The 25,261-nt window shown below is 41.1% G+C and carries 19 protein-coding genes; 16 read left to right on the plus strand and 3 right to left on the minus strand.

Annotated elements, in window-relative coordinates; genetic code table 11:
- The first annotated feature begins 73 nt into the window (after positions 1 to 73).
- From murJ to C9I86_RS13905, 11 genes are all read left to right on the plus strand, one after another.
- Entirely contained in the window at positions 74 to 1,636 is a 1,563-nt protein-coding gene (murJ, locus tag C9I86_RS13855; RefSeq protein ID WP_199190798.1) for a murein biosynthesis integral membrane protein MurJ, read from the plus strand.
- A 186-nt stretch (positions 1,637 to 1,822) separates the two neighbouring features.
- Complete coding sequence (ribF, locus tag C9I86_RS13860) at positions 1,823 to 2,785, plus strand: bifunctional riboflavin kinase/FAD synthetase (protein WP_080158528.1); 963 nt, start codon at positions 1,823 to 1,825, stop codon at positions 2,783 to 2,785.
- A 5-nt stretch (positions 2,786 to 2,790) separates the two neighbouring features.
- Positions 2,791 to 5,631: an isoleucine--tRNA ligase gene (gene ileS, locus C9I86_RS13865; protein WP_080158471.1), complete on the plus strand. Its 2,841-nt coding sequence runs from the start codon at positions 2,791 to 2,793 to the stop codon at positions 5,629 to 5,631.
- Positions 5,631 to 6,155 carry a signal peptidase II gene (lspA, locus tag C9I86_RS13870; RefSeq protein ID WP_080158470.1) on the plus strand — a complete coding sequence of 175 codons (525 nt, stop codon included), beginning with the start codon at positions 5,631 to 5,633 and terminating at the stop codon, positions 6,153 to 6,155. Before ileS ends, lspA (C9I86_RS13870) begins: the two co-directional genes overlap by 1 nt.
- A 158-nt stretch (positions 6,156 to 6,313) precedes the next feature.
- On the plus strand, positions 6,314 to 6,820 hold the full coding sequence (gene lspA, locus C9I86_RS13875; protein ID WP_107276687.1) for a signal peptidase II: 507 nt from the start codon (positions 6,314 to 6,316) through the stop codon (positions 6,818 to 6,820).
- A gap of 112 nt (positions 6,821 to 6,932) precedes the next feature.
- Complete coding sequence (fkpB, locus tag C9I86_RS13880) at positions 6,933 to 7,367, plus strand: FKBP-type peptidyl-prolyl cis-trans isomerase (RefSeq protein WP_080158468.1); 435 nt, start codon at positions 6,933 to 6,935, stop codon at positions 7,365 to 7,367.
- A 12-nt stretch (positions 7,368 to 7,379) separates the two neighbouring features.
- On the plus strand, positions 7,380 to 8,324 hold the full coding sequence (ispH, locus tag C9I86_RS13885; protein WP_080158467.1) for a 4-hydroxy-3-methylbut-2-enyl diphosphate reductase: 945 nt from the start codon (positions 7,380 to 7,382) through the stop codon (positions 8,322 to 8,324).
- Positions 8,325 to 8,437: 113 nt separating this feature from the next.
- Positions 8,438 to 9,247, plus strand: a complete 810-nt coding sequence (gene dapB / locus C9I86_RS13890) for a 4-hydroxy-tetrahydrodipicolinate reductase (protein ID WP_107276688.1) — start codon at positions 8,438 to 8,440, stop codon at positions 9,245 to 9,247.
- Between the two features lie 567 nt (positions 9,248 to 9,814).
- The gene (gene carA, locus C9I86_RS13895) at positions 9,815 to 10,954 is read left to right on the plus strand and encodes a glutamine-hydrolyzing carbamoyl-phosphate synthase small subunit (protein ID WP_080158465.1); all 1,140 of its coding nucleotides are present in this window, start codon (positions 9,815 to 9,817) and stop codon (positions 10,952 to 10,954) included.
- A gap of 17 nt (positions 10,955 to 10,971) precedes the next feature.
- Entirely contained in the window at positions 10,972 to 14,190 is a 3,219-nt protein-coding gene (carB, locus tag C9I86_RS13900; RefSeq protein WP_107276689.1) for a carbamoyl-phosphate synthase large subunit, read from the plus strand.
- A gap of 566 nt (positions 14,191 to 14,756) precedes the next feature.
- Positions 14,757 to 15,614 carry a magnesium transporter gene (locus C9I86_RS13905; protein ID WP_107276690.1) on the plus strand — a complete coding sequence of 286 codons (858 nt, stop codon included), beginning with the start codon at positions 14,757 to 14,759 and terminating at the stop codon, positions 15,612 to 15,614.
- Between the two features lie 155 nt (positions 15,615 to 15,769).
- On the opposite strand, the gene dacB is transcribed toward C9I86_RS13905, so the two are convergent.
- The gene (gene dacB / locus C9I86_RS13910; RefSeq protein WP_107276691.1) at positions 15,770 to 17,173 is read right to left on the minus strand and encodes a serine-type D-Ala-D-Ala carboxypeptidase; all 1,404 of its coding nucleotides are present in this window, start codon (positions 17,171 to 17,173) and stop codon (positions 15,770 to 15,772) included.
- A 154-nt stretch (positions 17,174 to 17,327) separates the two neighbouring features.
- Positions 17,328 to 18,383, minus strand: a complete 1,056-nt coding sequence (locus C9I86_RS13915; protein WP_045036065.1) for a porin — start codon at positions 18,381 to 18,383, stop codon at positions 17,328 to 17,330.
- Between the two features lie 607 nt (positions 18,384 to 18,990).
- Between C9I86_RS13915 and greA the strand changes: the two genes are divergently transcribed.
- Entirely contained in the window at positions 18,991 to 19,464 is a 474-nt protein-coding gene (gene greA / locus C9I86_RS13920) for a transcription elongation factor GreA (protein ID WP_080158460.1), read from the plus strand.
- 145 nt (positions 19,465 to 19,609) lie between these two features.
- On the opposite strand, the gene yhbY is transcribed toward greA, so the two are convergent.
- Positions 19,610 to 19,906 carry a ribosome assembly RNA-binding protein YhbY gene (yhbY, locus tag C9I86_RS13925; RefSeq protein ID WP_107276692.1) on the minus strand — a complete coding sequence of 99 codons (297 nt, stop codon included), beginning with the start codon at positions 19,904 to 19,906 and terminating at the stop codon, positions 19,610 to 19,612.
- Between the two features lie 212 nt (positions 19,907 to 20,118).
- Here yhbY and rlmE point away from each other — a divergent pair, with 212 nt between their 5' ends.
- The 4 genes from rlmE (at position 20,119) to glmM (ending at position 25,078) form a co-directional block, all read left to right on the plus strand.
- Positions 20,119 to 20,748 (plus strand): 23S rRNA (uridine(2552)-2'-O)-methyltransferase RlmE, encoded by a 630-nt coding sequence (gene rlmE, locus C9I86_RS13930; RefSeq protein WP_080158458.1) that lies wholly within the window; start codon positions 20,119 to 20,121, stop codon positions 20,746 to 20,748.
- 49 nt (positions 20,749 to 20,797) lie between these two features.
- Positions 20,798 to 22,741: an ATP-dependent zinc metalloprotease FtsH gene (gene ftsH / locus C9I86_RS13935; protein ID WP_080158457.1), complete on the plus strand. Its 1,944-nt coding sequence runs from the start codon at positions 20,798 to 20,800 to the stop codon at positions 22,739 to 22,741.
- A gap of 69 nt (positions 22,742 to 22,810) precedes the next feature.
- A complete protein-coding gene (folP, locus tag C9I86_RS13940) occupies positions 22,811 to 23,644 on the plus strand; it encodes a dihydropteroate synthase (RefSeq protein WP_080158456.1) in 834 nt (277 codons plus the stop codon).
- A gap of 96 nt (positions 23,645 to 23,740) precedes the next feature.
- Positions 23,741 to 25,078, plus strand: coding sequence for a phosphoglucosamine mutase (glmM, locus tag C9I86_RS13945; protein WP_107276693.1), 1,338 nt, complete (start codon positions 23,741 to 23,743; stop codon positions 25,076 to 25,078).
- Positions 25,079 to 25,261 lie beyond the last annotated feature (183 nt).

The following is a 25,261-nucleotide window of genomic DNA, read 5'->3' on the forward strand; positions in this document are numbered from 1 at the left end:
AATATGGCGACAGATTTTACCAGTATTTCGATTCAGAAGTCACCTTTCTGAACATCTTTTATGAGGTTTTTTTGTGAGTAAGCGTCTTTTACGCTCTGGAATGATAGTTAGCGCCATGACTTTAGTGTCTCGCGTGCTCGGTTTGGTCCGAGATGTGGTAGTGGCTAACCTCATGGGAGCAGGGGCTGCGGCCGATGTTTTTTTCTTTGCCAACAAAATTCCTAACTTTTTACGCCGTCTTTTTGCTGAAGGGGCTTTTTCGCAAGCCTTCGTACCAGTATTAACTGAATACCATGCAGCTGGCGATGTTGATCGAACCCGATTATTAATTGCACGTGCTGCAGGTACACTGGGTGGTATTGTTACCATAGTGACCTTGCTCGGGGTATTAGGATCTGGTGCCGTTACGGCATTATTTGGTTTTGGTTGGTTTTGGGATTGGATGCAAGGGACGTCTCCCGGAGCTGAAAAATTTGAGTTAGCCAGTTTATTGCTGAAAATTACTTTTCCCTATCTGTGGTTTGTGACTTTTGTAGCATTATCAGGTGCTATTTTAAACACATTGGGTAAATTTGCGATTTCATCGTTTACGCCGGTGTTTCTTAATATCGCCATTATTGGCTGTGCGGTATTTATTGCGCCTCATCTAGCCAAGCCAGAAATTGGTTTAGCACTTGGTGTTTTTATCGGTGGTTTAGTGCAGTTTTGTTTTCAATTGCCATTTTTATATCGAGAAGGGTATTTAGTTCGACCACAATGGGGCTGGAATGACCCTGGGGTGACGAAAATACGTAAATTAATGCTACCGGCACTGTTTGGTGTTTCGGTTACGCAAATCAATTTATTGCTCGATACGTTAATTGCCAGTTTTCTAATGACCGGTTCAATCAGTTGGTTATATTACTCTGATCGTTTATTAGAATTCCCGTTAGGTTTATTTGGTATTGCGATTGCCACCGTGATCTTACCTGCCTTGTCGCGTAAACATGTTGATAAATCACCTCAACAATTTGCAGATACGATGGATTGGGGAGTGCGAATGGTGTTGATCTTGGGTATTCCTGCGATGCTCGGTATGATCACCTTAGCCAAACCGATGTTGATGGTGATGTTCATGCGCGGTGAATTTGATCTTTATGATGTCAATCAAACCGCAATGTCACTGTGGGTGGTATCAGCTGGTTTACTTAACTACATGTTGATTAAAATTTTTGCCCCTGGTTATTACGCTCGTCAAGATACCAAAACGCCAGTGAAAATTGGTATTATTGCCATGGTTAGCAATATGGTCTTTAACGGTATCTTTGCACCATTTTATGGTTATGTCGGCCTTTCCATTGCGAGTGTGTTATCAGCATTGCTAAATGCAGGGTTGTTATACCGAGGTTTACATAAAGAAAATATTTACCGAGTGAGTCGCCAGACATTATTGTTTGTACTGCGATTAGTCATTGCAGGTGCAGTCATGGTCAGTGGATTATTATGGTTCAGTCCTTCTACCGAGCAATGGCTAGCGTTCCATTTATTTGAGCGTGTTGTATGGCTCTTTGGCTTGATTTTAGGCGGTAGTAGTATTTATCTGTTGTGTGCCATTGTTTTGGGTGTTCGCCCGCGTCATCTGCGTGCAGAGAGCTGATTGAAACCGCCGAGTAGTATATAATTCACCAGCGTTACGCTAAAAAGTGGTTTTTAACCGTAATGGTGGTGGATTAGTTACCGCAGTTATTAATTTTTTTGGCTGTTATTGGTCATCATATAAACAAGTGATCTTATTGTAGGATGAGCAAATAGCCTTATGAGTACTGACATAGTTAAATTACCTATGGAATTAATTCGAGGTATACCCAATATTCAGCCACGTCATCATGGTTGTGTGCTGACCATTGGCAATTTTGACGGTGTCCATCTTGGCCATCAAACGTTGCTTAAACAAGTCATAGCCAAAGCGCACTCAATGGGGTTAGCCGCCACGGTAATGACGTTTGAACCGCAACCACAAGAGCTTTTTGCGGGTAATAAAGCCCCAGCAAGGTTGACCCGTTTTCGCGAGAAATATGTAGAATTGAAAAAAGTCGGTATTGATCGATTATTGTGTGTTAATTTTAATCATCATTTTGCATCAATGACTGCTGAATATTTCGTCGAATGCTTGTTGGTAAAGCAATTGGGTGTTAAATTTCTGGTTATTGGTGATGACTTTCGTTTTGGTCAAGAGCGACGTGGTGATTTTGCGATGCTGGTGGCCGCTGGTAAGAAATACGGATTTGAAGTAATTAGTACAACAAGTTTTTGTGTTTCTGAGCAGCGAGTAAGCAGTACTGCAATTCGTCACGCTTTAGCGAATAATGAATTAGATCAAGTAGAACAAATGCTTGGTCGACCATACAGTATTCGTGGCCGTGTCTCACACGGAAGAAAATTAGGCCGTACTATCGGCTTTCCAACAGCGAATATTCCACTTAAACGTCGCGTAACACCTGTCGCAGGGGTTTATGCGGTTGAAGTATTGGGTATTACCGCCGCGCCTATTGCTGGTGTGGCTAATGTTGGCCACCGACCAACGGTAAAAGGTGTACGACAGCAACTTGAAGTACACCTATTTGATTATCAAGCGGATCTTTATGGTCGTCAGCTTGAAGTCGTGTTGCGCCATAAGTTGCGTGACGAAAAAAAATTTGAATCATTCGATGCGCTGAAATTACAAATCGAACGAGATGCTCAAGCAGCACGGGTGTGGCTGTCTGAGCGTAATAATGTCCAACTTCGCCCAAGTAACGGAATCTAGAATCCATGAGTGACTATAAAGATACCCTGAACCTGCCTGAAACAGGGTTTCCGATGCGAGGCAACCTAGCTCAACGTGAGCCTGCAATGCTTAAGCGTTGGTATGATGAAGATCTTTACGGTGAAATTCGTAAAGCTAAGAAAGGTAAAAAATCTTTCGTATTACACGATGGCCCTCCTTACGCTAACGGTGATATTCACATCGGTCACGCGTTAAACAAGATTCTTAAAGATATTATTATTAAATCAAAGACGCTTTCTGGCTTTGATTCACCGTATATCCCAGGTTGGGACTGTCACGGTCTACCAATTGAATTAATGGTAGAAAAGAAATTTGGTAAGCCGGGTCAAAAATTAACGGCAGCTGAATTCCGCGAGAAATGTCGTGCTTACGCGGCAGGCCAAGTTGAAGGTCAAAAAGAAAGTTTCATGCGTCTAGGTGTTCTAGGTGAGTGGGACAAGCCATACCGTACAATGGATTTCGGCACTGAAGCGAACATCATTCGTGCACTAGGTAAAATCGCAGATAAAGATCACCTACTTAAAGGTTTTAAACCTGTTCATTGGTGTACTGATTGTGGTTCTGCATTGGCTGAAGCTGAAGTTGAATACCAAGATAAAGTATCGCTATCTATCGACGTTAAATTTAAAGCGGTAGACGAAGCTGCGGTATTAGCGAAGTTTGGCTGTGTTGCTGACCAAGGTGAAGGCGACGTGTCGATTGTTATTTGGACAACGACACCATGGACAATGCCTGCTAACCGCGGTGTTGCTGTGAGTGCTGATCTTGAATACGCATTGGTACAAACACCTGTTACAGATGTACACACTCAACCACAACGTTTAATCGTAGCGGCAGAGCTTGTAAAAGAAGTAATGGCACGTGTTGGCTTTGAAGAGTCAGAAATCCTAGGTTTCTGTAAAGGTGAAGAATTAGAGCTAATGCGCTTTAATCACCCATTCTACAGCTTTGATGTACCAGTTGTGCTTGCTGATCACGTTACCACTGAATCTGGTACAGGTTGTGTACATACTGCACCTGGCCACGGTCAAGAAGACTTCGTGGTAGGTCAAAAATACAATCTTGAAATTGCTAACCCTGTAGGTAGTAACGGTGTTTACTTACCTGATACTGAGATCTTTGCTGGTCAACACGTATTTAAAGCAAACGAAGTGGTTGTAGATGTATTACGTGAACATGGTTCATTATTACATTTCTCTAAGATCACTCACAGCTACCCACATTGCTGGCGCCATAAAACGCCAATTATCTTCCGTGCAACGCCACAGTGGTTTATCTCAATGGAGAAAGCTGGTCTGCGTGCAAAAGCATTAGGAGAAATCAAGAGCGTACAATGGATGCCTGAATGGGGCCAAAGCCGCATCGAAGGTATGATCGAAGGTCGCCCTGAGTGGTGTATCTCTCGTCAACGTACTTGGGGTGTGCCAATTGCCTTATTTATCCATAAAGAAACGCAAGAGCTTCACCCACAAACATCTGAGCTAATTGAAAAAGTAGCACAGCTTGTTGAGCAAAAGGGTATTCAAGCTTGGTGGGATCTAGAACTGACTGACGTAATGAGCGCAGAAGATGCAGCGATTTACGAGAAAGTACTTGATACTCTTGATGTATGGTTTGACTCAGGTGTTACCCATTTCTCTGTGGTTGATAGCCGTCCTGAATTTCATGGTCATTCAGCAGATCTTTACCTAGAAGGTTCAGATCAACACCGTGGTTGGTTCCAGTCATCATTGATTTCATCTGTAGCGATGAAAGACAAAGCCCCGTACAAGCAAGTGTTAACACACGGCTTCGTGGTTGATGGTCAAGGCCGTAAGATGTCGAAATCAGTGGGCAACGTGGTTGCACCGAAAGATGTCACTAACAAGCTTGGCGCTGATATTCTTCGTCTATGGGTTGCATCAACTGACTACACGGGTGAAGTGGCTGTTTCTGACGAAATTCTTAAGCGTTCAGCAGATGCTTACCGTCGTATTCGTAACACTGCACGTTTCTTCCTTGCTAACTTAAATGGCTTCAATCCTGAAACTGATTGTGTGCCTGTTGAAGAAATGGTTGCACTGGATCGCTGGGCTGTAGGTCGTGCAATGGCGGCTCAAGAAGAGATCGTTAAAGCATACGAAGACTACAATCTACACACAGTAACTCAGCGTTTAATGCAGTTCTGTTCAGTGGAAATGGGTTCTTTCTACTTAGACGTGATTAAAGACCGTCAGTACACAGCAAAACGTGGTGGTCATGCACAACGTAGTTGTCAAACTGCGCTTTACTATATCGTAGAAGCACTTGTTCGTTGGATGGCACCTATCATGTCATTCACAGCCGATGAAATCTGGAACGAAATGCCAGGTAAGCGTGATCAATTCGTGTTTACTGGTGAGTGGTTCGACGGTTTATTCGGTCTTGCTGAAAATGAAGAGCTAAACAACGATTTCTGGGCTGAGATTCAACAAGTTCGTGGTGCTGTGAACAAGTTACTTGAAACTGCACGTAGCGAAAAAGTTATCGGTGGTTCACTACAAGCAGAAGTAACGCTAGCTGCAAATGCAGAGCTTGCCGCTAAACTGAATAAGCTAGAAGACGAATTACGTTTTGTATTGCTAACATCAAAAGCACACGTTGTGGTTGCTGATAGCAAGCCTGAAGGCGCACAAGAAACAGATATCGAAGGATTATTTGTGACAGTGAATGCTTCTGAAGCGGCGAAGTGTGAGCGTTGTTGGCACCATGTTGCTGATGTAGGCACTATTGCTGGACACGAAGAAGTGTGTGGTCGTTGTGTAACTAACATCGATGGCGACGGCGAAGAGCGTAAATTTGCCTAATGACTAATTCAGCACCTCAGCAAGCGTTGACGCTTAAACAATCGGGTATTCGCTGGCTATGGTTAGCGATTCTGGTATTTATTATCGACAATGGCACTAAGCTATTGGTGATGGACACGATGGGCTATGGCTGGCCAAACCGGATTGAGATCACGCCGTTTTTTAATTTACTGTATGTGCACAATACTGGTGCCGCATTTAGTTTTTTAAGTAGTGCGGGTGGTTGGCAACGATGGTTGTTTGCAGCGATTGCGTTTGGTGTTTGTGGCTTATTAACATTGTGGATGCGTCGTACGCCAGTAACCAATAAAATGGCTAATATTGCGTATGCGTTGATCATTGGTGGCGCGTTAGGTAACTTATTTGATCGCCTTTACCATGGTTTTGTGGTCGATTTTCTTGATTTCTATTACGGTAGTTATCATTGGCCTGCATTTAATATTGCCGATTCAGCCATTTGTTTGGGTGCTGTATTGTTAATTCTTGATGGCTTTAAAGCTGATAAAGCAGTTAAAGCTCACTAAGTTTTAATTCGTTATTAAAATAAAACGCTACCTGTTTTGACTGGTGGCGTTTTTTTTTGATTAATATTCTGATGGTTTATGTTTGGAAATAACACATTGCAGGTAGTAACGCTGCCAGGTTGTCGCGGCGCTCCTATGGCATCATTAAGGAGTATCAAATGTCTAACGTAAAGTTACACTCAAAATTTGATCAACGCTCAGGCCTTCGCTGGCTATGGTTGGCCATAATTATTTTTATGATTGATTACCTGAGTAAGGTTTTTATTATTGGCACAATGACGGTTAATGGCTCAACGCCGATTACGGTATTGCCATTTATTAATCTGTATTATGTTCATAATACGGGGGCCGCGTTTAGCTTTCTTAGTACTGAAGGCGGTTGGCAACGATGGTTGTTAGCCCTGATTGCTGTCGTTGCTTGTGGTTTTTTAAGTTATAAAATGCGACAGGCTTCAATTACTCAAACGGCACATAATATTGGTTGTGCTTTTATTATTGGCGGCGCACTGGGTAATCTTTTTGATCGTATACAGTATGGATTTGTGATTGATTTTCTAGATTTTCATTATAAAAACCATCACTTTGCTATTTTCAATTTAGCCGATGTGGCTATTTTTTGTGGCGTAATATTATATCTATTAAGCAGCTTGAAAAAGACGAGTTGAGGTTTGAAAGCGGATTGTTATTCGTGAGTAGCGATAAAACCCTAGTGTCCATACGTTGATACCCGCGGCACTTTGTTGTTAAATAGTAGTAACTAAGAGTAGGGAATAATATATGTCAGTGATCAAGGATAATAGTGAAGTGTTGATGCACTTCTCAATCAAATTAGCTGATGGGACGGTGGCTGAATCGACGTTCGCTAATGCTAAACCGGTCATTTTTCGTATCGGTGATGGTAGTTTAACTGAGAACTTTGAAAAATGTTTATTAGGTTTAGCAGCGGGACAAAAAAAACAGTTTGATTTAGCGCCTGAAGATGCTTTTGGCCCTTCAAATCCCAATAATATTCACCATGTCGAATTGAGTAAGTTTAGTGCTGATACTCCCGCTGAAGTGGGGCGTATTATCGCTTTTACTGGCCCTGATGGACATGATATTCCTGGAATAATTACACAAGTAGTGGGTGATTCTGTCACCGTTGATTTTAATCATCCATTAGCAGGCAAAACAGTTACCTTTGAGGTCGAAGTTGTCTCCATTGAACGTTAAGAGCCATTATTGATGAAAATCTTACTCGCAAATCCCCGTGGTTTTTGTGCTGGTGTTGATCGTGCGATTAGCATTGTTGAACGTGCATTAGAAATGTATCAGCCACCTATTTACGTGCGTCATGAAGTGGTTCATAACCGTTTCGTTGTTGAAGGGCTAAAGCAGCGCGGTGCTATTTTTGTCGAGAATCTAACCGAAGTGCCTGACGACAATATTGTTATCTTCTCAGCTCATGGGGTATCACAAGCGGTTAGGAATGAAGCGAAAGCACGTCAATTAACGGTCTTTGATGCAACCTGTCCGTTAGTGACTAAAGTTCATATGGAAGTTGCACGTGCAAGCCGTAAAGCGATGGAAGTGGTATTAATTGGTCATGCGGGTCATCCTGAAGTGGAAGGCACCATGGGACAATATGCTAATCATGACGGTGGTATGTATTTGGTTGAAAAACCAGAAGATGTCGATATGCTCGTCGTAAAAGATCCGTCAAACTTGCATTTTGTTAGTCAAACAACGTTATCGGTTGATGAAACTGCTGATGTTATTGATCGTCTACGCCAGGTGTTTCCAGAGATTCAAGGCCCGCGTAAAGATGACATCTGTTATGCAACCCAAAATCGTCAAGATGCGGTGCGTGAAATGGCTGCAACTGTTGATGCTATGATTGTTGTCGGTTCTAAAAATTCATCAAATTCAAATCGATTACGTGAACTTGCAGTGAAATTAGGTACACCTGCTTATTTAACTGATAGTGCTGAAGATATTGATCCACAATGGCTTGAAGGTCTGAATGTCGTGGGTGTTACTGCGGGGGCCTCAGCGCCTGAAGAGTTAGTGAACCAAATCATTACACGAATTAAACAGCTCACTAATGCCGCTGATGTTGAAGAATTATCCGGTCGAGAAGAAAACATGTTCTTTGAAGTACCACGAGAATTACAAGTGAAAAATATCTAAGACAGTGTTTGTTAGTTAACGATGAGCCTCAGTGAAAACTGGGGCTTTTTTTATCATAGTCAACAAGCTACAGTGGAACATATTATTATGAATAGTGTAGGAGATGCACGTTAATGGTCAGAATTGCGATAGCCGGTGCAGCCGGACGAATGGGGCGTCAACTAATTAAAGCCACTGCATTATCAAATGCAACGACATTAACGGTTGCAACTGAGCGTGCTGGTTCAAGCTTGGTAGGGGCCGATGCTGGAGAATTAGCGGGTATTGGTTTAGCGAATGTAATGATTATTGACGATTTACGTCAAGCAATTGATGACTTTGATGTGTTAATTGATTTCACGGCACCCGTTGTGACGCTCGCTAACCTTGAATTGTGTTTGCAACATCATAAAAAAATTGTTATTGGCACAACCGGTTTCACTGAGTCACAACGTCAATTGATTGATACTGCCGCGGAGCAGATAGCTGTTGTTATGGCGCCTAATTACAGTGTCGGTGTTAACCTGGTGTTTAAATTGCTAGAGAAAGCTGCCAAAGTGATGGGTGACTATTGTGATGTTGAGATCATTGAAGCACATCATCGCCATAAAGTTGATGCACCATCAGGAACAGCCATTGGTATGGGGGAAGCAATTGCGGGAGCGATGGGGAACAAGCTCAGTGATGTTGCTGTGTATTCACGTGAAGGCATTACAGGTGAACGCAGTCGTGATGAGATTGGTTTTGCAACTATTCGAGCTGGCGATATTGTGGGCGAACATACCGCAATGTTTGCTGATATTGGTGAGCGAGTTGAAATTACCCACAAAGCGACTGATAGAATGACATTTGCCAATGGTGCAGTACGTGCAGCGGCATGGTTAAACCAAAAACAAATGGGTTTTTATACTATGACTGATGTACTTGATTTAGATCGATTATAAAAAGCACATCAATAACTGTCGATAACCTGCCTAATGGCAGGTTTTTTTATATCTAAATTAATAAGAACACCATTGTTGTTTATGTAAATTAACAGGATAGTTATGCATAAATTGTCACTGTGGAGGTAAGGTTGTTGTTTGAAATATCAACTAGAGTAAAAGGCTGAAATAACGCTGGCTTTTGTTGTAATAATTAGCGTTTGGTGCTTGTTTTGATTATTTTTGATTGTTTGTATTACTTAAGTTTGGTTATTTTATCGTTTGCGTGTGATTTTAATTTAGATTAACGTATTTGCAACCTAGGCAATCGATTACATTTTAACTAATGTTGTTCGATAGTCCTAAACCTGCAATGAAAGTTGTTATTTACAGTGTTTGAGCCAGAAAGTGGTGATTGTGTGTGATTTTTTAAATTTAATTACGGTTAAATGTTGACAGATTGCTAACTGATCCATAGAATTTGCGCAATTTGTCAAAAATCAGTAGTTAAGGGTTTTTGGCGTTAAATGGAATGGGTAGTTGCAAATTTATCTGTTTTAATTGCATTTTTATTTTTTGGAGGTTGTCTTGAGCAAATCTGCGCTGTTAGTCCTTGAAGATGGGACAGTGTTCCGCGGCGTGTCCATTGGGGCAGATGGTTCGGCTGTTGGTGAAGTTGTTTTTAATACCTCGATGACGGGGTATCAGGAAATTCTCACTGACCCCTCTTACTCGCAACAGATCGTTACTCTTACCTATCCCCATATTGGCAACACCGGCACTAATACTGAAGACGAAGAATCAACGGCAATTCATGCTCAAGGTTTGGTAATTCGTGATCTTCCTCTTATCGCCTCTAATTTCCGCAGTGAACAATCCCTTTCTGACTATCTTAAATCGCAAAATATTGTCGGTATCGCTGATATTGATACTCGCAAATTAACGCGAATTCTACGTGAAAAAGGCGCTCAAAACGGTTGTATCGTTGCAGGTGACCATCTTGATGAAGCTGCGGCACTCGCTCAAGCTCAAGCATTTCCCGGTCTTAAAGGCATGGATTTAGCGAAAGAGGTGACTACAACTGAAACATATAGTTGGAAGCAAGGTTCATGGACATTAACGGGCGGTTTACCCGCAGCGAAAGATGACAGTGAGCTACCGTACCATGTTGTTGCCTATGACTTTGGTGCTAAACGCAATATTTTACGTATGCTGGTTGATCGTGGCTGCCGTCTAACGGTTGTTCCTGCGCAAACAACAGCGGAAGAAGTGTTAGCATTAAATCCAAATGGCGTTTTCTTATCAAATGGTCCTGGCGATCCTGCGCCATGTACTTATGCGATTGAAGCGACCAAAGTATTTCTAGATAAGAACTTACCTATTTTTGGTATCTGTCTTGGGCACCAGATTTTAGCTTTGGCGAGTGGTGCTCAAACGGTGAAAATGAAATTTGGTCACCATGGTGCAAACCATCCAGTAAAAGATCTTGAACGTGATGTGGTAATGATCACTAGCCAGAACCACGGTTTTGCCGCTGATGAAGCAACATTGCCTGATAATTTACGTGCAACACATAAATCCCTGTTTGATGGCTCTCTACAAGGTATCCATCGTACCGACAAGCCTGCATTTAGTTTCCAAGGCCACCCTGAAGCAAGCCCTGGTCCTCATGATGCAGCACCACTATTTGATCACTTTATCGAATTAATTAAGAAACACAGCGCTTAAACCGGGAGTAGTAAAAAATGCCAAAACGTACTGACATTAAAAGTGTATTAATCTTAGGTGCTGGTCCGATTGTTATCGGTCAAGCGTGTGAATTCGACTACTCTGGTGCACAAGCATGTAAAGCGCTGCGTGAAGAGGGTTACCGCGTTATTCTGGTTAACTCTAACCCTGCAACGATCATGACCGACCCTGATATGGCGGATGCTACATATATAGAGCCTATTCACTGGGAAGTAGTACGCAAGATCATCGAAAAAGAACGTCCTGATGCAGTATTGCCAACGATGGGTGGCCAAACTGCGCTTAACTGTGCCTTAGATCTTGAAAAGTATGGCGTATTAAAAGAATTTAATGTCGAAATGATTGGTGCAACAGCTGACGCAATTGATAAAGCTGAAAACCGCTCTCGTTTTGATAAAGCAATGAAAGCGATTGGCCTTGAGTGTCCTCGTGCTGATACTGCAACCACCATGGAAGAAGCGTATAAAGTGCTCGATATGGTAGGTTTCCCTTGTATTATTCGTCCGTCATTTACGATGGGTGGTACTGGTGGTGGCATTGCATACAATAAAGAAGAATTTGAAGAAATCTGTTCTCGCGGTCTAGATTTATCACCAACAAGTGAATTGTTGATTGATGAATCACTGATTGGCTGGAAAGAATATGAGATGGAAGTGGTTCGTGATAAGAACGACAACTGTATCATCGTGTGTGCGATTGAAAACTTTGACCCGATGGGGATTCACACGGGTGACTCAATCACGGTTGCGCCAGCGCAAACATTAACCGATAAAGAATACCAGCTAATGCGTAATGCATCGCTAGCAGTATTACGTGAGATTGGTGTTGAAACGGGTGGTTCAAACGTTCAGTTTGGTATCAATCCTGAAGATGGCCGTATGGTTATCATCGAGATGAACCCACGTGTTTCTCGTTCATCAGCATTAGCATCTAAAGCGACGGGTTTCCCTATTGCTAAAATAGCGGCAAAACTGGCGATTGGTTTTACCCTTGATGAACTGATGAATGATATTACAGGTGGTGCAACCCCTGCGTCATTTGAACCGACTATCGATTATGTTGTAACGAAAATTCCACGTTTTAACTTTGAAAAGTTTGTCGGTGCCAATGACCGTCTTACCACCCAGATGAAGTCGGTGGGCGAAGTAATGGCTATTGGTCGTAACCAACAAGAGTCATTACACAAAGCATTACGTGGCCTCGAAGTGGGTGCTAACGGTTTTGATGAGATGGTTGATCTTGAAGAACCGGATGCAATGAGTAAAATTCGTTATGAATTAAAAGCCGCGGGTGCTGAGCGTATTTGGTATATCGGCGATGCGTTCCGTGCGGGGATGTCTGTTGATGGTATCTTTAATCTAACCGGTATTGACCGCTGGTTCTTGGTTCAAATCGAAGACATTATTAAAGATGAAGCACGCGTTAAAGCGGCAGGTTTTGCGGGCTTAAATGAGCAAGCACTGCGTAGCCTAAAACGTAAAGGTTTTGCAGATGCACGTTTAGCGAAACTACTTGGTGTTGCTGAAGCTGAAATTCGTAAACTGCGTGACCAATTTAATATTCACCCAGTGTACAAGCGTGTTGATACTTGTGCAGCTGAGTTTTCATCAGACACGGCTTACATGTACTCATCATACGATGAGGAATGTGAAGCAAATCCAACCACTAAAGAAAAGATCATGATTCTTGGTGGTGGCCCTAACCGTATCGGTCAAGGTATTGAATTTGATTACTGTTGTGTTCATGCATCACTAGCATTACGTGAAGATGGTTATGAAACTATCATGGTTAACTGTAACCCTGAGACGGTATCAACTGACTACGATACTTCAGACCGTTTATACTTTGAACCCGTCACTCTGGAAGATGTATTAGCGATTGCACGTGTTGAAAAACCTAAAGGTGTGATTGTTCAATACGGTGGTCAAACACCACTTAAACTTGCTCGCGCATTAGAAGCGGCTGGTGTGCCAATTATCGGTACTAGCCCTGATGCCATTGACCGCGCTGAAGATCGTGAACGTTTCCAGCAAGCTGTTGACCGTTTAGGTTTATTACAACCAGAAAACGCAACAGTTACGACGATGGAACAGGCGATTGAGAAATCAAAAATCATCGGTTTCCCGTTAGTTGTACGCCCATCGTATGTACTTGGTGGTCGCGCAATGGAAATTGTATACGATGAGCAAGATTTACGTCGTTACTTTAATGAAGCTGTTAGCGTTTCAAACGAATCTCCTGTATTGCTTGACCGTTTCCTTGATGATGCCATTGAAGTTGACGTTGATGCGATTTGTGATGGGGAACAAGTTGTTATTGCTGGCATCATGGAGCACATTGAGCAAGCGGGTGTTCACTCTGGTGACTCAGCCTGTTCATTGCCAGCTTATACGCTGAGCAAAGAAATCCAAGACGTGATGCGTGAGCAAGTGAAGAACTTGGCGTTTGAACTTGGGGTTCGCGGGTTAATGAATACTCAGTTCGCCGTTAAAGATAACGAAGTTTACTTAATTGAAGTTAACCCTCGTGCTGCGCGTACAGTACCCTTTGTGTCAAAAGCAACTGGCGTACCTGTTGCAAAAATTGCGGCACGTGTAATGGCGGGGCAATCACTGCAATCACAAGGTTTTACGAAAGAAGTTATTCCACCGTATTACTCAGTAAAAGAAGTGGTATTGCCGTTTAATAAATTCCCAGGTGTTGACCCATTGTTAGGCCCAGAAATGCGCTCAACAGGTGAAGTAATGGGTATTGGTAATACGTTTGCAGAAGCGTTTGCTAAAGCTGAACTAGGTTGTGGAAAAGAGTACCCTGAAGGTGGTCGAGCACTACTATCAGTACGTGAAGGGGATAAGAAACGTGTGGTTGATTTAGCGTCTAAATTAATCAAACTTGGTTATCAACTTGATGCGACTCACGGTACCGCGATTATCTTAGGTGAAGCGGGTATTAATCCTCGTTTAGTTAACAAAGTACATGAAGGTCGTCCTCATATTCTTGACCGTATTAAGAATAATGAATACACCTACATTGTTAATACAGCGGAAGGTCGTCAAGCAATTGAAGATTCAAAAGTACTACGTCGTAGTGCTCTCGCTGAGAAGGTAAATTACACCACAACCTTGAATGCTGGTTTTGCTGCTTGTTTGGCGCATACTGCCGATGATCGTAATACGGTAACCTCTATTCAAGAGCTACATGCAATGATCAAATAACCACATAGCAGAATTGTTATCGGTTATAAAATAGCACTGATGGTGTCATTGTTAAGAAGTCGATCATGAAAATGATCGGCTTTTTATTTTTTATGGCATTATTTTAAATTACGCGATACCTGAAAGAGTTAACTATTAATGTTATTGCTTTTTGTGTTTTAGAAAAGGCCAGATTTAGTTGCAGCAATGTACTAATAGCGTACAATGCAGTCGTCGCAGTAGGCGATATATTTTTGGAGATGTAAGTGAACGATACCGACCAGCCCCCGAGTATGATGGTGGAAAATCAAGCCTAGTAACGGTATTCGTAACAGTTCCGTGCTGCCAGGCTCGGAATACTATGTCCTTCTTTTTGTGCGATAGCCTATCCACGACATTCTTCCTCGATTTTCCCGTTTATATTTCAGTGCAATTTAATTATTGAATACCCTCACTATCAGTCGCTTAATGGCTGTTATTCGCGGTAGGCCTAATGGCATGCCTGAAATTGTGTGGTTCAAGTTTTAAATTGCGACGGTCGCTACTTATTACTCTTGTTTGAGTATCAGTTAACCGGATAAAACGCCATGACAGTAATGAATTTTGCAGCCTATGCTGCCGCAACAGGTGCCCACTTAGATCAACGTGATGCACTGGCTGTGCGTAATGCTTTTCTAAAATATGATTTAGATGAGCAAGCACAATTATTAGCTAAAATGCCCTTGTCTGAAGCCTTAGTTATGCTTCATGAATGTCCTTTACGCCATGTTCAATTATTACTTGATCGGCTTGATGAACGTAAAGAAGATGTCAAAGTGCGCCAACTCGCTAACGGGCTAGGTTTGATCTGCTCTGAAGTTGAACCTGTGGGACATTATTTACAAAATAGTGTCTTTAACCATGTGCGCGAACGTATAGGTTGGATTGTTGGCCTAGCGCTGATGGGGATTGTATCTGGGCTGATTATTTCTCATTATCAAGATACATTGAGCCAGTTAGTCTTGTTGGCTATTTACATGCCCGTGATTGCAGCTGCGGGAGGGAATACCGGATCACAAGCGGCAACGTTAGTGGTACGCGCATTAGCGATGGATGAAATACGATCCCGTGACTGGATAGCGGTATTATGGAAAGAATTTCGAGTGTCGCTAGTGATTGCTATTGGGTTAGCTGCTGTGATCGTTGGGCGGGTGGTCTTTTTTAGTGGTCATGTGCTATTACCCACAGGGATCAGTCTTTATATGGTTGCGCTAGCCATTGGTATTGCTATTTCTATTCAAGTCGTGGTATCGACTAGTGCTGGTGGGTTATTACCGCTAATTGCGCGTGCATTTAATTTAGATCCAGCGGTACTTGTAAGTCCGGTGCTAGCATCAATGGTGGATATTACGGGAATGGTTATTTATTTTAGTACTATTAATTGGATTTTAGCTTTAGGCCATTAATTGTGGTACTTGATGCTGAATATGTGATTAATGGTCATAACTGCTGTTATTAAAGATAAAAAAAAGCCCCATTTATTGATAACTACTTTTTAAGGTATCGTCAATAAATGGGGCTTTTTAGTTGTTACGATTCGCTTAATAACAGCGACAGTGAATCAGTAATTATTATACAGAGATGTATAGTATTGCTTTTCAAATTGATTGATTGGTGGCAGTGGACTGTTTTTTACTTCAGCCGCAGTTGGGTAATAGTTGGTGACCAACTGTACAAACAATAATGGTTGACCTGATTTGGTTTTAATAATACCTGCAAGGTTATAAGTACCAAATAACGATCCTGTTTTAGCAATAATATGATCTTTTAATGGTGCGTTACGGACGCTTTTACGATATTGAAGGGTGCCACTTTTGCCTGCAACGGGTAAATCGGTCATTAATCCTAGTTTAGGGTGATGATAAATGTAAGTAAGCACTTCCATTAAATCATGCGTATTTAAACGATTATTGCGTGATAAACCTGAGCCATCAACCATGATGGTGTTTGATAAATCAATATTGGCTTTTTGTTTTAGAATTGCCTTAATAGCAGCTACACCATTGGTATAACTACCTGCTTGATTAAAGAATTTAGCGCCCATGGTTTTCGCAAGGTTATCGGCAAATAAATTATCTGAGCGTTTAAGCATAATATACAGCAGAGTGGTTAACGGTGCTGATTGATGAGTGGCAACAATCTTTCCTGTAATGGTGTCATTACGTAAAATTTTACCGTCTAAATGTATACCTGCACGTTTTAATTGCTGCTTAATAATTGCTGTTGAATACAACGTGGTATTTTGAACTGCAAACCGAAGTGGTAGTGGATCTTTCTTTGGTTGAATACAACCCGTGATATGGTAGTGGTTGCTATCATTTGCTTGTAATGATAATTCACATAATTGTTCTTTTTGCTGAGCTTTCGTTACTACAATAGCATCATTTGTTGCCGTTACTGGTTGATGGCTTGGAATATTTAAACGTGTTTTAGCACCAAAGGCCATATTTGAATATAACGCCCCCTCAAAACAGTTATGTTCTAACGTAATACTGCTTGATGGCGCACTGTAGCATTGTGTCAGCATATCCCATGGTGAGCCAACGGCATGTTCAAAGCCTGTAAAATGGCCACCATTAAGGTAAAGATTGCCTTTGATGGTGTTTGTACCTTGCTGTTTGAGTTGGCGCAGCAGATTAGCAATATCAGTGCTTTTTAATGTTGGATCACCATTAAAGTCTAAAATAACATTATTACCTTGAGTCTCAAGGTTAGTGCTAAAACGGAAGTCATTACCTAAATACAATTTAGCTGCAAGTGCAGTTAATAGCTTTTGTGTACTCGCTGGGGCTTGTAAATGGCTTGCTTGGTGCTGGTAGATGACTTTATTGGTCGTTGGGTTAACAACTAATAGTGAGGCGTCACTACCTGTCGGTAATTGCTTGAGGGCTTGCTGAGGCGAAAATGCAGCAAATGAAGGCATGCTTGTTAATAGCAAGGCTGAGCAAATAAGTCGTTTTAGCATATCAGAATACAATTGTATAAATAGAGTTAATTGTAATGATAGCTTTTTTAATGTCTTTAGTAAAAATGTACCGCCTAAGTGTTCAGTTACGATTAAATAACAAAAAGCGCCGACCGAAGTCGACGCTTTTTTAGTACACTTTTAATTATTAAAATTAGAAGTCGTAACGAGCACCTAGAGCGAATTGGTCGTCATATAGAGATGCTGAAGGATTTGCTGTAATCTTCTCTGCATTTGCTTTGTTTAGTAGGTTAATAGTGTAACCTGCGTAAGCGCGGAAGTTAGGAGTAAAGAAGTAGGTAGCATCAAAGTCTAGCGCATTTGCCATCTTGTTGTTTGAATCTGTGTTTTCCATAAAGTTATATGTAGAACGTAGAACAACTTTATTGATTGTGTAAGCAGAAGCTAGAGAGAAACCTTGGTAATCAGTATTTGTAGCATCGTCTGCTGAATATAAGTAACCTACGTTACGTGCGTATTGGTATAGACCAGCAACGTATAAATCACCCATAGTGTAAGATACTGATGCGAAAGTTTGGTTTGCATCTAGATTGTTTTGAATGTTGTCGCCTTGGTTTTTCTGTTGGCCGTAACCAACACCCATAGCTAGACCGTTATTGAAATCATATTTAGTTGCAACAGAATAACCAGTAGTATTTTTCTGGCTATCGTCAGTTTTACCATTAGCAACGTAGTTAGCTTTAACAGTTAAACCACCGAAAGTACCTGTGTAAGCTAGGTTGTTTGATGTACGGTCAGCAGCCGCAATTTTATTACCTGCTTCGTTACCATAGTATTCCATGATATCGGTAAAGTCAGTTAGCATACCTAGAGAGCCGTCAGCCTTACCGTAAACGATTTGGCCATAAGTGTTGCTCTTAACACCTACATATAGGTAACGGTTGTAATCAGTTTCGCCATCAGCTGAGTTGCTGTCGTTATGTTCGCCATCAGTTGCTGATTGGTCTGTTTTGTATTCACGTTCCCAGAAACCAAGTGCAGTAAGGTCATCGTTGATTTTTGTTTTTGCATCGATGTTTGCACGAACACGTGAAGTATCTTGAATATTACCATTTAAGCCTTGAGCGCGAGCTTCTACACGGCCGCCGATAGCTAGGCTAGAAGTGTCGTCTGAATAAACTGTTGCTGCTGATGCTGCGCCAGAGAAAGTCGCTGCTGCTACTGCTAGAGCAATTAGGTTCTTGTTCATTGCCGAATCCTTTATATATAGTTTTTTTATAAGTTGCATTTCGATGCTGAATGCTATGGCGTTCTTTTTACTTGTGTCATTGATAATATGTTAGTAAAAAAAACTGAAAAATAGTTTACATGCAGCATTTTTAGGTTTTTTTTGTCGTTTATTATTTTATTAATCAGTGTGTTATTATAATAAGTAAAAGTTCTAATTATTTTTTATATTTTAGCTCTATTTAGAAATTAATATATTTTTTATGCTTAAAAAAAATATTTTTATTTCAAATAGTGTGATTTGACGCGCTTTTTAATGTTGATTAAGCAAGGTGTCTTTTTTGTATTTAGAGATAAAGCCAGAAGGGATAGTAAGCGCTAACAACAAATAAATACTGATTATTATTATCGTCAATATTCAGCTTTGGTGTTTTAATCGCGGTATAACAAAATAATTCGTCGATAAATAACAGTTAAATGCGGATTATCATTTATCAATGATGATCTCTGGGTCATCTTTGTTTAAAATAAACCAAATCATTTTTATTCTGTCAGGCTAGCTCAATGTTAGGTTGACTATTTTTACCTGAAATTGGCGAGCGCTATCAGGTTACAGAGGCTATTTATTTATGGAAAAAGTACCAATGACTGTTCGCGGTGAACAGAAGCTACTAAAAGAACTTGAGGTGTTATTGAAGCGTCGTCCGCTGATTTCTCAAGCAATTGCTGAAGCTCGCGAACTTGGTGACTTAAAGGAAAACGCTGAGTACCATGCTGCACGTGAAGAACAGGGTATTTGTGAAGCGCAAATTCGTGATATTGAATACAAACTATCTGTTGCTCAAGTGATTGATGTAACAACATTAGCGAATACGGGCAAAGTTATTTTTGGTACGACTATCAAACTATTAGATTTAGATAGTGATAAAGAAATGACATATTGTATCGTGGGTGATGATGAGGCCGATATTAAGCAAAACTTGATATCAGTAAACTCACCGATTGCACGCGGTTTAATTGGTAAATTAGTCGGTGATGAAGTTCAAATTACAACCCCAGGTGGTTTAAAAGAATTTGAAATCATGGATGTACAATACGTTTAATAATTAATTGCTGTTTGTCGTAACTAAAAATATAGACTATGTTTGACAAATAAGCGTTAACTTATTAATAACGGTAGAGTTTGTCGTTAGCAAAAAGAAATTATTGCCAACGACAGCAATAAAAAAGGCCGCTAGGCGGCCTTTTTTATTTGCGAGGAAGTTCGATTTTACGATCTTCGCTTTGGCGGTAAATCACTAAAGTTTTACCAATCACTTGTACTTTTTCCGCTTTAGTTTCGCGAATAATAGCATCAACGATTAAAAGTTTAGTTTCACGATCTTCAGACGCTACTTTTACTTTAATCAGTTCGTGGTGGTTTAGAGCAAGGTCGATTTCGGCTAATACTGCTTCAGTAAGACCATTCGCACCCATAAGAACAACAGGTTTTAGGTTGTGAGCTAGACCTTTTAAGAATTGCTTTTGTTTTGTGCTTAGATTCATGATGACTCTATTTTTTTAGTTACAAGGGTTGAAAACGCGACATTCTACCGCCATCTAGTCTAGAAGACTAATTTGTTTAATAGATGAGAGTCGGAAAATTTACAGTGATTATGTTGCACTGCACATTTTTAGGGCGCAATCTAGTGAATTAGGTGCGATAAAGTCTTTAGCCGACGTATACTTACTAAGTATGGCAACGCATTAGGTTTAGCATGAGTAGAAAAAAACAATCCGCTAGCTCCGGCCGGTGGTTAAAAGAACATTTTGACGATAAATATGTACAAGAAGCGCAGAAACGAGGTTATCGTTCTCGTGCTTTCTTTAAAATTGAAGAAATTCAAAATAAAGATAAATTATTAAAACCTGGCATGACTGTAGTTGACCTTGGTGCTGCACCTGGTGGTTGGTCACAGTATGCGGCAGAAATTGTAGGTGATGATGGACAGGTCATCGCTTGTGATATTTTACCAATGGATTCACTACCTGGAGTTAGTTTCCTTCAAGGTGATTTCCGTGAAGAAGCAGTATTAGATGCTTTATTGGCACGCATTAAACCAGAAATGGTCGATGTGGTAATGTCTGATATGGCACCTAATATGAGTGGTAATCTTGCATCCGACCAACCTCGAGCTATGTACCTTGTTGAACTTGCATTAGATATGTGTCGACAAGTACTTGCACCGAATGGCAGTTTTACGGTAAAAGTTTTCCAAGGCGAAGGCTTTGACCAATATCTCGCTGATATTCGTAGCATGTTTAAAGTGGTCAAAATTCGTAAACCAGATTCCTCGCGAGATCGTTCGCGTGAAGTCTATATTGTGGCTACAGGTTACAAACTGTAGTAATCTACATTCATCTTTTAGTTATCGCGAGGTTAACACCTTGAGTGACATGGCAAAAAACTTGATTTTATGGCTGGTCATTGCTGTTGTTCTTATGTCTGTATTCCAGAGTTTCGGAACCAATAGTAATAGTACCAAAGGCCAAGTCGATTATACGACATTTGTCCGTCAAATCGGTCAGGATCAGATAAAGGAAGTACGATTCAATGATCGTGAAATCACTGTAACCAAACGTGATAATGCGAGCTATGTAACATACTTACCTGTCGCAAATGATCCTAAACTGTTAGACGATTTAATTAACGCAAATGTAGCTGTTGCGGGTACACCTCCTGAAGAACCAAGCCTTTTAGCTTCAATCTTCATTTCGTGGTTCCCAATGTTGTTACTAATTGGTGTTTGGATCTTCTTTATGCGTCAGATGCAGGGCGGTGGTGGCAAAGGTGCCATGTCGTTCGGTAAATCTAAAGCACGTATGATGGGTGAAGACCAAATCAAAACAACCTTTGCTGATGTAGCGGGTTGTGATGAAGCTAAAGAAGACGTTAAAGAATTGGTTGATTACTTACGTGATCCAAGCCGTTTCCAAAAGCTAGGTGGTAAAATCCCAACAGGTGTGTTGATGGTTGGTCCTCCTGGTACGGGTAAAACTTTATTAGCAAAAGCGATTGCTGGTGAAGCTAAAGTACCGTTCTTTACTATCTCTGGTTCTGACTTTGTTGAAATGTTTGTCGGTGTGGGTGCATCCCGTGTCCGTGATATGTTTGAACAAGCGAAGAAAGCAGCGCCTTGTATTATCTTTATCGATGAAATCGATGCTGTAGGTCGTCAACGTGGTGCTGGTGTTGGTGGTGGTCATGATGAACGTGAACAAACACTAAACCAAATGCTGGTTGAAATGGATGGCTTTGAAGGTAATGAAGGTATTATCGTTATTGCCGCAACTAACCGTCCCGATGTACTTGACCCAGCTTTACTTCGTCCTGGCCGTTTCGACCGCCAAGTTGTTGTTGGTCTTCCAGATGTACGTGGTCGTGAGCAGATTCTTAAAGTTCACATGCGTAAAGTACCGCTAGACGGTGATGTGAATCCATCATTGATTGCACGTGGTACACCAGGTTTCTCTGGTGCCGATCTTGCAAACCTTGTTAACGAAGCTGCGTTGTTTGCTGCTCGTGGTGATAAGCGCACTGTTTCAATGGTTGAATTTGAACTAGCAAAAGACAAAATCATGATGGGCGCAGAGCGTAAGTCAATGGTGATGTCTGAAGATCAGAAAGCATCAACGGCATACCATGAAGCCGGTCACGCAATTATTGGTCGCTTAGTACCGGATCACGATCCTGTGTACAAAGTATCCATTATTCCACGTGGTCGTGCGTTAGGTGTGACAATGTACTTACCTGAACAAGATCGTGTAAGTCATTCTCGTGAATTCTTAGAATCTATGATTTCAAGTCTTTACGGTGGTCGTCTGGCTGAAGAACTTATCTATGGTCGTGAGAAAGTATCAACAGGTGCATCAAACGACATTGAACGCGCTACTGATATTGCACGTAAGATGGTGACTCAGTGGGGCTTCTCTGACAAGTTAGGTCCATTATTGTACGCAGAAGACGAAGGTGAAGTATTCCTTGGTCGTTCAGTAACACAAAGTAAGCATATGTCTGATGACACAGCGAAGCTGATTGATACTGAAGTTCGTATTCTGATTGATCGTAACTACCAACGCGCACGTCAGATTTTGGTTGATAATATGGATATCATGCATGCAATGAAAGATGCATTGATGAAATATGAAACCATTGACGCAGGTCAGATTGATGACTTAATGGAACGTAAAGCTGAAATTCGAGCACCAAAAGGCTGGAGTGATGATGGCGATACGTTGCGAAATGCACCTGAAACTGAACTTGCTCCTGATGAGCCAGTTGGCGACGGTATCGATGCGCTATCTGAGAAAGATGATACAGATAGTACGCCTCGAGCATAATTGCTAAGTAAATAGAAAACCCTGACTTAGGTCGGGGTTTTTTTTTGTTGAAATTTGCGGAGTCATAATATGCAACTAATCAGTAAAAGTAAGATTCTTGATCTTACAACGCCTCAAGTGATGGGGATTGTTAATATTACGCCAGATTCTTTTTCTGATGGCGGTAAATATCACCAGTTAGATCACGCATTACGTCATGTTGAAGCTATGATTGAGGCTGGCACGACGATCATTGATATTGGTGGTGAATCGACGCGACCAGGGGCGGCTGATGTTAATGTTGAGACGGAACTGGCTCGTGTTATTCCAGTAATAGAGGCAATTCGACAACGGTTTGATTGTTGGATTTCAATTGATACTAGTAAAGCGCAAGTGATGACTGAAGCGGTTAATGCGGGGGCTGATTTAATTAATGATGTTCGCGCATTACAAGATTTAGGTGCATTAGACGCTGCGGCACAAGCAAATGTTCCTATATGCTTGATGCATATGCAAGGCCAACCGCGTACAATGCAGTCCGATCCAAACTATGACGATTTGATTGTAGACGTTAATCAATTTTTGATTGAACGGATTCAAGCTTGTGAACAGCATGGGATTACTCGTCAACAGCTTATATTAGATCCTGGTTTTGGATTTGGTAAAACAGTGGCGCATAATTATCAACTATTAGCACAACTTGAACAGTTTCATCAGTTTGGCTTGCCGCTATTAGCGGGAATGTCTCGTAAGTCAATGATTTCGAAATTATTAAATAAGCCTCCCGTTGAGTGTGTTGCTGGCAGTCTGGCATGTGCGACGATTGCAGCAATGAAAGGTGCGCAAATAATTCGAGTTCATGACGTACAAGAGACAATTGATGTTATTAAAGTCTGTAATATGGTGATGAATTATTCTAAATAATGCAGATATAACCTTATTACAGTGAATGATTGTAACAAAAAGCACTAAGCTAATTACAATCAATATACTTATAAAAAAGAAAGCTAGGAGTGTAAAATGGCTGAACGTAAGTTCTTTGGTACTGATGGTATTCGTGGTTTTGTTGGTGAAGGTCCGATTACACCTGAGTTTGTAATGAAATTGGGTTGGGCGGCTGGTCGTGTATTATCACAAACGGGTACTAAAAAAGTATTAATCGGTAAAGATACTCGAATTTCAGGTTACATGTTGGAGTCTGCATTAGAAGCAGGCCTTGCAGCTGCAGGTCTAAAAGCGGCTTTTACTGGTCCAATGCCAACACCCGCTGTTGCTTATTTAACTCGCACGTTCCGTGCTGAAGCGGGTATTGTGATTTCTGCATCACATAACCCTTATCACGATAACGGCATCAAATTCTTCTCTGCGCAAGGTACAAAGTTACCCGATGACGTTGAAGCTGCAATTGAAGCTGAAATGGAAAAACCATTAACGTGTGTTGAGTCTGCATTATTAGGTAAAGCTTACCGTATTGATGATGCGGCAGGTCGTTATATTGAGTTCTGTAAAGGCACATTCCCTAATCATTTAAGCCTTGAAGGTTTTAAGATTGTTGTCGATTGTGCCCATGGTGCAACTTACCATATTGCGCCTAAAGTATTTAGTGAACTAGGTGCTGAAATTATTACTATTGGTTGCGAGCCTAACGGTGTCAATATTAATGATAAAGTAGGTGCAACAGATGTTGCTGCATTACAAGCTAAAGTATTAGCAGAAAAAGCTGACTTTGGTATTGCACTTGATGGTGATGGTGACCGTGTGATCATGGTTGACGAGCTAGGTAATAAAGTTGATGGTGATCAGATCGCTTACATCATTGCTCGTGATGCATTACGTTGTGGTGAGCTAAAAGGTGGTGTGGTTGGTACATTAATGACCAATATGGGCATGGAAGTTGCACTTAAAAATCTAGGCATTCCTTTTGTACGTGCAAAAGTGGGTGACCGTTATGTAATGGAAGAGCTAATCAAAAGTAACTGGCTAATTGGTGCTGAAAACTCTGGCCACGTTATTTTACTTGATAAAGTAACAACCGGTGACGGTATTGTAGCGGGTCTACAAGTTATGGCTTCTATTGTATCTAGCAAAATGAGCTTAAAAGAGCTGAGTGATGGCATGACAATGTTCCCACAAGTGCTAGAAAATGTTCGCTTTAAAGGTGAAAGCGATCCATTACAATCAGCTGCTGTTATTGCTGCAACTCAAGCAGTTGAGAAAAAATTAGGTGATAATGGTCGCGTATTATTACGTAAGTCAGGCACAGAGCCATTGATTCGTGTTATGGTTGAAGGCCAAAATGCAGTTGATGTTAAGCAATATGCATTAGATATTGCAACAGCAGTAAAAGAAAACTGCTAAGTGCAATTGTTGATAACTGCTTAATTCTTTAAGTGTTATTAATAACGGTGAAGGCTGGCTAATAAAATATAGTCAGCCTTTTTATTTTGATGACTTTGTTTTTGGCTAAATGTTGTGCAAGTGGTTCGGAATATTCACTTTTTGAGTAAATATTACTTGTCACTGTCACAGGGTTTCGCTAGT

The sequence above is a fragment of the Photobacterium sp. NCIMB 13483 genome, assembly GCF_003025475.1.
In the GTDB taxonomy this organism is placed as follows: Bacteria; Pseudomonadota; Gammaproteobacteria; order Enterobacterales; family Vibrionaceae; genus Photobacterium; species Photobacterium piscicola.

Excerpts from the sequence above, each read along its gene's own strand:
- fkpB (WP_080158468.1), top strand. The coding sequence starts at position 6,933 with ATGTCAGTGATCAAGGATAATAGTGAAGTGTTGATGCACTTCTCAATC.
- ileS (WP_080158471.1), top strand. The coding sequence starts at position 2,791 with ATGAGTGACTATAAAGATACCCTGAACCTGCCTGAAACAGGGTTTCCG.
- folP (WP_080158456.1), top strand. The coding sequence starts at position 22,811 with ATGCAACTAATCAGTAAAAGTAAGATTCTTGATCTTACAACGCCTCAA.
- lspA (WP_080158470.1), top strand. The coding sequence starts at position 5,631 with ATGACTAATTCAGCACCTCAGCAAGCGTTGACGCTTAAACAATCGGGT.
- ribF (WP_080158528.1), top strand. The coding sequence starts at position 1,823 with ATGGAATTAATTCGAGGTATACCCAATATTCAGCCACGTCATCATGGT.
- glmM (WP_107276693.1), top strand. The coding sequence starts at position 23,741 with ATGGCTGAACGTAAGTTCTTTGGTACTGATGGTATTCGTGGTTTTGTT.
- yhbY (WP_107276692.1), bottom strand. The coding sequence starts at position 19,906 with ATGAATCTAAGCACAAAACAAAAGCAATTCTTAAAAGGTCTAGCTCAC.
- lspA (WP_107276687.1), top strand. The coding sequence starts at position 6,314 with ATGTCTAACGTAAAGTTACACTCAAAATTTGATCAACGCTCAGGCCTT.
- C9I86_RS13915 (WP_045036065.1), bottom strand. The coding sequence starts at position 18,383 with ATGAACAAGAACCTAATTGCTCTAGCAGTAGCAGCAGCGACTTTCTCT.
- carB (WP_107276689.1), top strand. The coding sequence starts at position 10,972 with ATGCCAAAACGTACTGACATTAAAAGTGTATTAATCTTAGGTGCTGGT.
- greA (WP_080158460.1), top strand. The coding sequence starts at position 18,991 with ATGGAAAAAGTACCAATGACTGTTCGCGGTGAACAGAAGCTACTAAAA.
- ispH (WP_080158467.1), top strand. The coding sequence starts at position 7,380 with ATGAAAATCTTACTCGCAAATCCCCGTGGTTTTTGTGCTGGTGTTGAT.
- dapB (WP_107276688.1), top strand. The coding sequence starts at position 8,438 with ATGGTCAGAATTGCGATAGCCGGTGCAGCCGGACGAATGGGGCGTCAA.
- rlmE (WP_080158458.1), top strand. The coding sequence starts at position 20,119 with ATGAGTAGAAAAAAACAATCCGCTAGCTCCGGCCGGTGGTTAAAAGAA.
- ftsH (WP_080158457.1), top strand. The coding sequence starts at position 20,798 with ATGGCAAAAAACTTGATTTTATGGCTGGTCATTGCTGTTGTTCTTATG.
- C9I86_RS13905 (WP_107276690.1), top strand. The coding sequence starts at position 14,757 with ATGACAGTAATGAATTTTGCAGCCTATGCTGCCGCAACAGGTGCCCAC.
- dacB (WP_107276691.1), bottom strand. The coding sequence starts at position 17,173 with ATGCTAAAACGACTTATTTGCTCAGCCTTGCTATTAACAAGCATGCCT.